9 protein-coding genes are annotated in these 10,708 nt (G+C 37.2%); 8 read left to right on the forward strand and 1 reads right to left on the reverse strand.

Annotation, left to right across the window (positions count from 1 at the left end; all coding sequences use genetic code 11):
• Positions 1 to 3: 3 nt before the first annotated feature.
• Positions 4 to 1,050 (reverse strand): acyltransferase family protein, encoded by a 1,047-nt coding sequence (locus BM086_RS10360; protein WP_175560210.1) that lies wholly within the window; start codon positions 1,048 to 1,050, stop codon positions 4 to 6.
• Positions 1,051 to 1,196: 146 nt separating this feature from the next.
• On the opposite strand from BM086_RS10360, the gene BM086_RS10365 reads away from it, so the two are divergent.
• The 8 genes from BM086_RS10365 to BM086_RS10400 all read left to right on the forward strand — a co-directional run bounded on the left by BM086_RS10365 (position 1,197) and on the right by BM086_RS10400 (position 10,530).
• The gene (locus tag BM086_RS10365; RefSeq protein ID WP_175560211.1) at positions 1,197 to 1,568 is read left to right on the forward strand and encodes a metal-dependent transcriptional regulator; all 372 of its coding nucleotides are present in this window, start codon (positions 1,197 to 1,199) and stop codon (positions 1,566 to 1,568) included.
• Positions 1,569 to 1,633: 65 nt separating this feature from the next.
• On the forward strand, positions 1,634 to 3,106 hold the full coding sequence (locus BM086_RS10370) for an RsmF rRNA methyltransferase first C-terminal domain-containing protein (protein ID WP_092326025.1): 1,473 nt from the start codon (positions 1,634 to 1,636) through the stop codon (positions 3,104 to 3,106).
• 53 nt (positions 3,107 to 3,159) lie between these two features.
• Complete coding sequence (locus BM086_RS10375) at positions 3,160 to 4,884, forward strand: ABC transporter ATP-binding protein (RefSeq protein ID WP_092326027.1); 1,725 nt, start codon at positions 3,160 to 3,162, stop codon at positions 4,882 to 4,884.
• Complete coding sequence (locus BM086_RS10380) at positions 4,881 to 6,611, forward strand: ABC transporter ATP-binding protein (RefSeq protein ID WP_092326029.1); 1,731 nt, start codon at positions 4,881 to 4,883, stop codon at positions 6,609 to 6,611. Before BM086_RS10375 ends, BM086_RS10380 begins: the two co-directional genes overlap by 4 nt.
• A 12-nt stretch (positions 6,612 to 6,623) precedes the next feature.
• Positions 6,624 to 7,775 (forward strand): ATP-binding protein, encoded by a 1,152-nt coding sequence (locus BM086_RS10385; protein WP_092326031.1) that lies wholly within the window; start codon positions 6,624 to 6,626, stop codon positions 7,773 to 7,775.
• 58 nt (positions 7,776 to 7,833) lie between these two features.
• The gene (locus tag BM086_RS10390; RefSeq protein ID WP_092326033.1) at positions 7,834 to 9,483 is read left to right on the forward strand and encodes a putative manganese-dependent inorganic diphosphatase; all 1,650 of its coding nucleotides are present in this window, start codon (positions 7,834 to 7,836) and stop codon (positions 9,481 to 9,483) included.
• 120 nt (positions 9,484 to 9,603) lie between these two features.
• Positions 9,604 to 9,906, forward strand: a complete 303-nt coding sequence (locus BM086_RS10395; protein ID WP_092326035.1) for a hypothetical protein — start codon at positions 9,604 to 9,606, stop codon at positions 9,904 to 9,906.
• A gap of 18 nt (positions 9,907 to 9,924) precedes the next feature.
• Positions 9,925 to 10,530 (forward strand): NUDIX hydrolase, encoded by a 606-nt coding sequence (locus BM086_RS10400; RefSeq protein WP_092326036.1) that lies wholly within the window; start codon positions 9,925 to 9,927, stop codon positions 10,528 to 10,530.
• Positions 10,531 to 10,708 lie beyond the last annotated feature (178 nt).

The following is a 10,708-nucleotide window of genomic DNA, read 5'->3' on the forward strand; positions in this document are numbered from 1 at the left end:
TTTTCAATGCTTTTTTGTTATTAATTCACATACTTTCTTTAATACAAGTGCAAGAAGGATTGTAACAATTATTTCTTCCAAAAACAGAACTGCTATGTTCATGTTGCTGTAGGAAGTGTTTTGGCCTTGCCTGGATAATTCGAGTATTACGCAATGATGAATAAGAAAGTATTCATAGCTGATACTACTGATTTTTTCAATAATCTTCATTGGTTTAGGAGCTTTGGCAAAATATTTATCCAAAGCAGCAAATATTATAAATACAGCCACACATTGCGCCGGAATTTGGAAACTGTTTATCCCTGGTAGAGTGACAGGAATAAATAAGAAAGCTGCACAAGTAACTAAGCTTATAAAGACCGATAATTTCGGAATTCTATCTATGTAGTGAACAAGAAACATTCCTAATATAAAGTCATATATCTTTACAAGAAGATTTGTGTACATGGGAACTTTATTTACATATGGAATGTAGCTGTAACAAATAAGTATAAGCACATAGTAAATAGTTGCTATTCCCATTGTGAGAATTCTGTTTTTTATCATGGCAGTTCTAAGAAAGGGATAGAGCAGGTAAATAATAATCAAACATCCGAGGAACCATTCGCCAATTCCAAGAGAACAGGTTGGGATTCCAAAACTGTCCACATAAGCATCCATTCCAAGTATCGTGAATATAAAACTGAGCGGATTTACATTTCTGTCACCGAATGGATTGCTGATGGATATTTGCCTTGATGCCAACAAAAAAAACAAATAACAGATATATACGATGTAAAATGGGATAAGAATTTTAATAAATCGCTTTTTATAAAAGGTTTTTGAATCAAAACTGTTGCTGCTGCTAAGCATTAGACCGGCACCGGATAACATGAAGAATAGTCCGACACCAATTTTGGCAATATGCATATTTGCATTTGAGAAGAAAAAGCTTATACTTGAAAGCTGTCTGATTCCGTATATATAAAGAGTAAATATCATATGATAGAAGACTATCGCTACCATTGACAGTACTCGTAAAACATTCATGAAGTTATATCTTTTTTTCATAGTCATTGACTCCGTTCTGGTTTGCTCATAAAATAATACAACATATGTGAACAAAGTTTCAATATTTGCCTTATATGCTTGCAAAAAGCCAGGGCATTCAATAGAATTAATACATTAAAGATAAAACAAAGAGAAGGAGATAAGTGATGCACGAGTCAGGCGAAGATTATATCGAAACTATATATCTGCTTAAAAAGAAAAAAGGTTTAGTGCGGTCCATAGATGTAGCGAATGAACTTAATTTTTCCAGACCCAGTGTTTCAAGGGCGGTTGGTATATTAAAGGAAGATGGACTTATTACTGTTGAGAGCGATGGGGAACTGGTTTTAACAGAAGCCGGTCTGAAAAAAGCGAAAAGTGTCTATGAAAAACACACCAATCTGACTAAATTTCTCATGATGACAACAGGGGTAAATGAGACAATTGCGGAGAATGATGCATGCAGGATCGAGCATATCATTAGTCCGGAAACATTTAGGGGAATTAAGCGTTACATTAAGGAACATAAAGAATCATAACTGCTGTTTAAGTAGCCACTACTTTAAGATTGATGTTAGAGTAGTGGCTTTTGTAAGGAAATAGAATGCTGCCAGAATTATTTTGTGATAGAATGAAAAATCTGCTCTCAGACAAAGAATATGAGAGTTTTATAGAAAGCTTTGGAAATGATCAGGAACGATATCATGCCTTAAGAATCAATACTCTTAAGGCTGATGAAGGATTTGAAGAGAAGGTAGAAGGCCTTTTAGAAAAAGTCAGATGGGAAGAAAATGGCTATTATTATGACAATGCCTTTGCTCCAGGAAAAAGTCCTTTCCATGAGGCTGGAATGTATTACATTCAGGAGCCTAGCGCTATGGCGCCTGTTCATTATCTTGATCCTCAGCCTGGTGAAAAAATACTTGATCTTTGTGCAGCTCCGGGTGGTAAGACAACTCAGATTGCAGACAGAATGAAGGGTAGAGGCATACTTGTTACAAATGAGATAAACAGGGAACGGGCCAAAATCCTTTCTTTGAATGTGGAAAGACTGGGAATAAGAAACGCACTGGTCTTAAATGAAACACCGCAGCATCTGTCACAAATTTTTGAAGGTTATTTTGACAGGATTTTAGTTGATGCTCCATGTTCCGGTGAGGGAATGTTTAGGAAAAATGAAGAGGCCTATGGTGAATGGAGCCTTGAAAATGTTAAACAGTGTGGGCTAAGACAGGCTGAGATATTGGAAGGTGCTGCAAGAATGCTTATGCCGGGTGGAACACTTGTCTTTTCTACCTGCACCTTTGCTCCTATTGAAAACGAGGAGAGCATATTTAGATTTATTTTAAAACATCCGGATTTTTCAGTACAGAAAGTTGAACTGTTTGAAGGCATGGCAAATGGCAATCCCGATTGGGTGTCTGATGAGTGCAGGTCAGAATTTGATGTTTCTTTAGAAAAAAAAGAAGAAGCACTCTCTCAGGTTGGATCATCTATTAGATTATGGCCACATAAGCTTAAGGGTGAAGGCCATTTCTTGTGTGTTCTAAAGCGTGAAGGAGAGAGGTTAAATAGTGTTAATGATAAGTTTGTCCCTGGAGGCAAGAATCCTACTGCCAAGAAAGACGTTATAAGAATCTTTTGGGAATTTGCAAAAGAGACATTTTCTTTTTCAGATGAAGATAAAAAAGTATTAAAAAGCGGTAGAAGCCTTGATGGAAATATAATATCTTTTGGTGATCAGCTGTATTTGGCAGATCCTTTACTTCCATCAATAAGCGGACTTAAGGTCATGAGACCCGGATTACATCTTGGAACTATTAAGAAAGACAGATTTGAGCCGTCACACGCTCTTGCGCTTGCATTAGAAAAACAGGATGTAAAGAATACAGAATCTTTTGCTGCTGATTCTGATGAAATCCGTATGTATTTAAATGGTCAGACCATCAGGGTAGATGGTGAAGCTTCCAAGGGCTGGACACTCATCACTGCTGACGGATATAGCATTGGCTGGGCTAAGGCTGCAGGTGGTATGCTCAAAAATCATTATCCTAAGGGTCTTAGGATAAATTATTAGAAGAACAATGAGTGAATTGATATTTTGAAGTAATTCACAAAAGAGGAGAATAATTGAAAAAGCTTTTAGTATATTTGAAGGATTATAAAAAAGAAACAATATTGGGGCCTCTTTTTAAACTACTTGAGGCTTCCTTTGAACTTATGGTTCCGCTTGTAATCGCCGCAATGATAGATAACGGTATTTCCGGTGGAGACAAAGGTTACGTTATAAAAATGTGCCTTCTGCTTCTTTTACTCTGCGCAGTTGGCTTTATCAGTGCCATAACAGCGCAGTTTTTTGCTGCAAAAGCGGCAGCCGGATTTGCCAAGAAGGTTAAGAGAGCTCTTTTTGACAATATTCAAAAGCTGTCTTTCGCTGATATGGATAGTGTCGGTACTTCAGCGATGATAACGCGAATGACAAGTGATATGAACCAGGTTCAACAGGGCGTCAATATGACTATAAGGCTCTTGCTTCGTTCACCATTTGTTGTTTTTGGCGCAATGGTCATGGCATTTACGATTGATGCGCGCCAGGCTCTTATTTTTCTTGTAACAATTGTATTGCTCTTTATCGTTGTAGGAATCATTATGTTATGGAGCATTCCAAGATATGGCCAGATTCAGGGCGGCCTTGATACATTGCTGAGACTTACCAGAGAGAATCACACCGGTGTGCGTGTTATCAGGGCATTTGGTCTTGAAAACAAAGAAAAAGAGCGCTTTCACGCAAAGAGTAATGAACTTATGAAGCTGCAGAAGTTTGTAGGAAGTGTAAGCGCACTTATGAATCCTGTGACTTATGCAATTCTTAATCTTTCTGTTGCATATCTTATCTATAAAGGAGCTATCTATGTTAATTCCGGTGAGCTTTCTCAGGGACAGATTGTAGCTTTGTATAACTATATGTCACAGATCCTTGTTGAACTTATTAAGTTTGCAAATCTTATTCTTACTGTGACGAAGGCTATTGCATCAGGAAATCGTGTACAGGAGCTTCTTGAACTTAAATCATCCATGAAGGATGGAAACGTAACAGCCTTTGAGAGAAAAGAAGACCATGTAGTGTTTAATGATGTTTCTATGAGATACGCCGGAGATAGTGAAGACTGCCTTGAAAATGTAAGCTTTACAACAAAGAGAGGGCAAAAGATTGGCGTTATCGGTGGAACAGGTAGCGGAAAATCATCTTTGATAAATCTTATTCCGAGATTTTACGATGTCAGAAAAGGCAGCGTAGTGATTGATGGAACGGATGTAAGAGAATATAAGTTAGAGCTTTTGAGAGAAAAAATCGGTATTGTTCCTCAGAAGGCGGTTCTTTTCCATGGAACTATAAGAGACAATATGAAGTGGGGAAATAAAAATGCCACAGATGAGCAGATTTTAAAGGCTCTTGAGATCGCCCAGGCTAAAGAAATAGTAGAGGGAAAAGAAAATGGACTTGACTATATGGTTGCTCAGGGCGGAAAGAATTTCTCCGGTGGTCAGAAACAGAGACTTACAATAGCAAGAGCATTGGTAAAGTCTCCTGATATTCTTATTCTGGATGACAGCGCTTCAGCTCTTGATTATCTTACTGATAAAAAATTAAGAGAAGCGATTGAAACAATGGATAATGCTCCTACAACTTTCATTGTTTCACAGAGAACATCTGCAGTTTTGACCTGTGACAAGATCATCGTTCTTGATAATGGTAATGTTGCTGGAATAGGCACTCATGAACAGCTTCTTAACAGCTGTGAGCTTTATAAGGAAATTTATGATTCACAGTTTAAGAAGGAGGGTGCAGTATGAAAAAAGGTACGTTAAAAAAAGTATTAAAATATGCTGGTAAATACAGGCTGATTATATTGTTGTCGATGCTACTTGCTGTTGCAGTAGCCCTTTTGACATTATATGTACCGATTCTTGCCGGAAATGCAGTTGATTGTCTTATAGGCAAGGGGCAGGTTGATTTTACCAAGGTTGTTTCAATTCTTGCCAAAATGGTTGTTACTGTTATTCTTATCTCGGTTTTTCAATGGATAATGAATAAGGCAAATAATAGAATCACATTTCAGGTTGTAAGGGATGTGCGTACAGAGGCATTTGACAGACTTCAGAATCTTCCTTTTGAGTATCTTGATAATAAGCAGACAGGTGAGATTGTAAGCAGGATCATTTCTGATGTAGATCTTTTTTCAGATGGACTTCTTATGGGCTTTACCCAGTTGTTCACAGGAGTGGTTACTATCATAGGCACGATAGTTTTCATGCTTTATCTTAATTTTAAAATTGCAATAGTTGTAGTGCTTTTGACTCCACTGTCGCTATTTGTGGCTAAGTTTATTGCATCGAGATCATTTTCTCTTTTCAAACAGCAGAGTGAAGCTAGATCTGACCAGACTGCATTTATTGATGAGATGATAGGTAACCTGTCAGTAGTTAAAGCATTTGCCCATGAAGATGAAAACATGGAATATTTTGATGAGGTAAATGAGAGACTTGAAAAGACCAGTGTTAAGGCAACTTTCTTTTCCTCACTGACAAATCCCAGCACTCGTTTTATTAACAACATTGTGTATGCTGCTGTTGCGCTTTTCGGAGCGTTTGCATGTATTTCAGGTGGAATGACTGTCGGTGGACTTACTATTTTTCTAAGCTATGCAAATCAGTACACAAAACCTTTTAATGAGATATCAGGTGTTGTAACTGAACTTCAGAATGCTCTTGCCTGCGCAGAACGTGTATTTAAGCTTATAGAAGAAAGTACGGAAATTCCTGACTCTGGAAATGCGCCTGCATATTTTGAAGCAAATGGTGATGTTGAACTTGATAATGTTTCTTTTTCCTATGATAAGAGTAAGAAACTTATTGAAAATCTTAACCTTGACATCAAAAAGGGACAAAGAGTTGCCATTGTAGGACCTACAGGAAGTGGTAAGACAACACTTATAAATCTCCTTATGAGATTCTACGATGTTGATGAAGGCGCTATTACTATTGATGGACGTAGCATTCGCGACATCAAGAGAATTGACTTAAGAAACAGTTTCGGAATGGTGCTTCAGGAAACATGGTTAAGAAATGGGACTATAAGAGACAACATTACTCTTGGTAGAGAAGGCTTTAGCGATGAGGATATTGTGAATGCTGCAAAGGCATCCCATGCTCATAGCTTTATAAAAAGACTTCCTAATGGTTATGATACAGTTATCTCTGAAAACGGCGGAAACCTCTCACAAGGACAGAAACAGCTTCTTTGCATTACGAGAGTTATGCTCAGCATTCCGCCCATGCTTATCCTTGATGAGGCAACGTCTTCGATTGATACAAGCACAGAGATAAGGATTCAGAAAGCCTTTAATAAGATGATGGCAGGGCGAACAAGCTTTATTGTTGCTCATAGGTTGTCGACAATCAGAGAAGCAGATGTGATTCTTGTTATGAAAGATGGTCATATTATTGAACAGGGAAATCACAACCAGCTTCTTGAAAAACAAGGCTTTTATTATAAGCTTTATAATTCGCAATTTGCGTGATAGGAATAATATATGTATACAAAAACTATTGAACAGATGATTTCGGATTCATCTGAAAAACAGATAATAGATATCAGAGAGACAAAAGATTTTAATGTGGATTCTTATGAGGGAGCAGTAAACATTCCCTGGAATCTGTTTATGGATAATCTTGATAAAGTTGAAAAAGAAAAGGCAATCTATCTTTTATGTTACAATGGAAAACATTCAATGGAGATATGTGAGGAACTTGGACCGCTTGGGTACAAGATATATAGTATAGAAGGCGGATTTTACAGCTATATCAGGTATAAAATCGAGCATTTTGAAGCAGCTGAAAACGAAGAAAGATGCAAAGATATAGAAAGAAGCATAATTAAAAAGTTTCGACCACAGCTGTGGAGCCAGTTTACAAAAGCAATCAACACCTATGAGCTTATAAAAGAGGGGGATAAGATAGCTGTCTGTATCTCTGGCGGTAAAGATTCGATGCTCATGGCGAAGCTTTTTCAGGAATTAAAAAGGCATGGAAAAAATAATTTTGATGTGGTTTATCTTGTTATGAATCCCGGATATAATGACATCAATTATGAAACCATATTATCCAATGCCAGACTTATGAATATTCCTATTACGGTTTTTGAATCGGATATATTTGATATTGTAGCTAATGAAGATGGTTCACCTTGTTATTTATGTGCCAGAATGAGAAGAGGCGCGCTTTATAGTAAGGCAAAAGAATTAGGATGTAATAAGATTGCACTTGGTCATCATTATGATGATGTTATTGAAACAATACTGATGGGAATGCTTTATGGTGGCCAGATTCAGACCATGATGCCAAAGCTTCATAGTACTAATTTTGAAGGTTTAGAGCTTATAAGGCCGTTATATTTAGTTAGGGAAGAAGACATCATTAAGTGGATGAATTATAATAAGCTTAAATTTATCCAATGTGCCTGCAGATTGACAGAAAGCTGTGCAAGTTGTGGCGGTACTGAAAAAGGCAGCAAAAGAGCTGAAATAAAGAGTTATATAAGAGAACTTCGTGAAAAGAGTCCTTTTATTGAAGCAAATATTTTTAAAAGTGTAGAAAATGTTCATCTTAATGCGTTAATATGTTATAAGGACAAGGATGGAAACAGACATCATTTTCTTGATGAATATGATAATGACCAACATTAAAGTCCTGATATTTTATTTGTGTAAATTTTGTTTTTTAAATATGGAGAATAATTGTTTTATGAATAATCAGAGTAGACCCGTTATTGTCATGGGACACAAGAATCCGGATACAGATTCTATTTGTGCGGCTATTACTTATGCAAATCTTAAGCGAAAGGTTACAGGTGGTGAATACATTGCCTGCAGAGCCGGACACTTAAATGAAGAGACCCAGTATGTTCTTAACCATTTTGGAGTGGAGACACCTGCTTATGTCAAGGATGTAAGAACACAGGTCAGGGACATGGAGATAAGAATGCTTGAAGGTTCAAGCAGAAATCTTTCTTTAAAAAATGCATGGTCCAAGATGAGAGATGCCGGAGTAGTAACACTTTGTGTAACTGAAGGTGATGAGCTTACAGGAATAGTTACTACAAATGATATTGTAGAAACTTATATGGATGTGATCGATCCAAAGATTCTTTCACAGGCTCACACCTGTTACAGAAATATTGTTGAGACTATAGATGGAGAACTTATTGTAGGAGAAATCGACGATGTTTTGACAAAAGGAAAAGTAGTTATAGCTGCTGCAAATCCTGATATGATGGAGAATGTCATTGAGGAAGGAGACGTTGTTATCCTCGGTAACAGATATGACATGCAGCTTTGTGCCATTGAGATGAATGCAGGCTGCATCATAGTATGTGAAGGCGCTGAAGTGGCAAGAACAATACAGATTCAGGCAAAAGAGCATGGAACTAAGATTATCAAGACTCCATATGATACATTTATTGTTGCCAGACTTATCAACCAGAGTATGCCAATTGAATATGTCATGAAGCATGATAATCTTGTAAGCTTTCATATGGATGATTTCATAGAAGATATTCAGGAAGCTATGGCTCAGATGAGACACAGATACTTCCCGGTTCTTGATAAGAATAATCATTATATCGGAATGATCAGCCGAAGAAACTTTTTGGGAGCAAAGAAAAAACAGCTTATTCTGGTAGACCACAATGAGAAAAATCAAGCTGTCAATGGCGCGGATAGTGCTGAAATCCTTGAGATCATTGACCATCACAGACTTCGTACCATCGAAACAGCAGGCCCTGTATTTTTCAGAAATCAGCCTCTTGGTTCGACCTGTACGATAATCTATCTGATGTATAAAGAATATCAGGTAGAGATAGACAAGACTATCGCAGGACTGCTTTTAGCGGCAATTCTGTCAGATACTTTGATGTTCAGATCGCCTACATGCACAGCAATTGACAAGAAGGCTGGTGAAGAACTTGCTGCAATAGCAGAAATAGATTATGAATCCTTTGCAAAAGAGATGTTCCATGCCGGTTCTAATCTTAGTGGTAAGTCAGCAAAAGAAATTTTGCATCAGGATTTCAAGAAATTTACTGTTGATGATATGACCATCGGAATTGGGCAGATAAACTCTATGAGCGCTGAGGAATTATCAGAGATCAAAGAGAAGATTATGCCGGACCTTGACAGTGTTGCAGACGATGACGGCCTTGATATGCTGTTCTTTATGCTTACAAACATTATTGATGAATCATCTGAAGTTGTTTATTCCGGAGCAAAGGCTCAGCATACTTTAAATGCGGCATTTGGAATAAATGAAACCGGCAAAAACAGTGCGTATCTGCGCGGAGTTGTATCTCGTAAGAAACAGCTTCTTCCATCAATAGTTGAGACAATTCAGCAGTAATCTGGTAAACAAATAACTAAATATTTGCGTGAGTTTTTCTTGTTTAAAAAAATTGTTAAGCACAAAGAAAGCTTTGTGATAGAGAAGGAACAATTAATTTGACAATGTATGGGGGTACATATGGACGAATTAAGAATGAGAATGCTACATGAAATTATGGGAATTTATGGCCCAAATCAGGGACAGAGTATTGGCGCTGTAATTATCCCGGCATTTATCTCGGATTTTAAGAGTGTTCTTGAAAAAAGAGATAATGCTGATGAGGTGTCAGAGGAATACATGACTGAGGATAAACGTATTCATCTGATACTTACCGGAAGAAAGACTTTGGGCAAAAAGGGATTTAGAGCCTGTGTGACGGACGTGAATTTTAACGGAAAAGAACTTTTTGCTGAAGGAGAGCTAAACATATCTTTAAATTGATTGAAAGGGTTTTAGTAGATGTCAGAAACTAATAATGGTGAAAATCTTGAGTGGAAGAAATCTAAGGTCGAGCATCTTGCTCAGGATGAGTGGATTGACTTTAGAAGATGCGAATATATTCTTCCCAATGGAGAAATAATAGGTTCTATTTACAATTATTCAAAGCATAGTTTTGTTATTATAGTAGCGCTTGATGAAAATGGTAATTTTATCTGTGTAAGACAGTACAGGCATGGAATCGATGAAATAACTACGGAATTTCCTGCAGGCGGGATAGAGTTTCAGGAAAAGAGCGATGTTCCGTATATTACCTACGACAATATTATTGCTACAGAGGAAGATGCTTTTGATACTGCAAAGAGAGAACTTGCAGAGGAAACAGGGTATATATCTGATGAGTGGCAGCATCTTTTCACAGTGCCTGCTCATGCTACATTGTCAAATAGTAGAGTGCATATATATTTGGCTAAGAATTGCAGGAAGATAAAAGATCAGGATCTTGATGATACTGAGTTTTTAAATGTCAAGCTACTAACTGAACAGGATATTGTAAGTAGAATAAATGGCGGAGACTTTAAACAGGCTCTTCACGTTTTGGCATACTACATCTATAAAAGCAAATAAAAGAAAAAGATAATAAAAGAATAAGAATGCAAAAGAGCAGTTTTGATGTGTTCATCATTTTGATGGATGAGTCAAAACTGCTTTTTGTTTTATGCGAAATTACGCTGGGTTTCTTATGAAATAAAATGTTCCAATATGGATGCTCACTCCCGTGATAGGATTATGTTGCAGAAGTACA

The organism is Butyrivibrio sp. YAB3001 (assembly GCF_900112195.1).
Classification (GTDB): Bacteria; Bacillota; Clostridia; order Lachnospirales; family Lachnospiraceae; genus Butyrivibrio.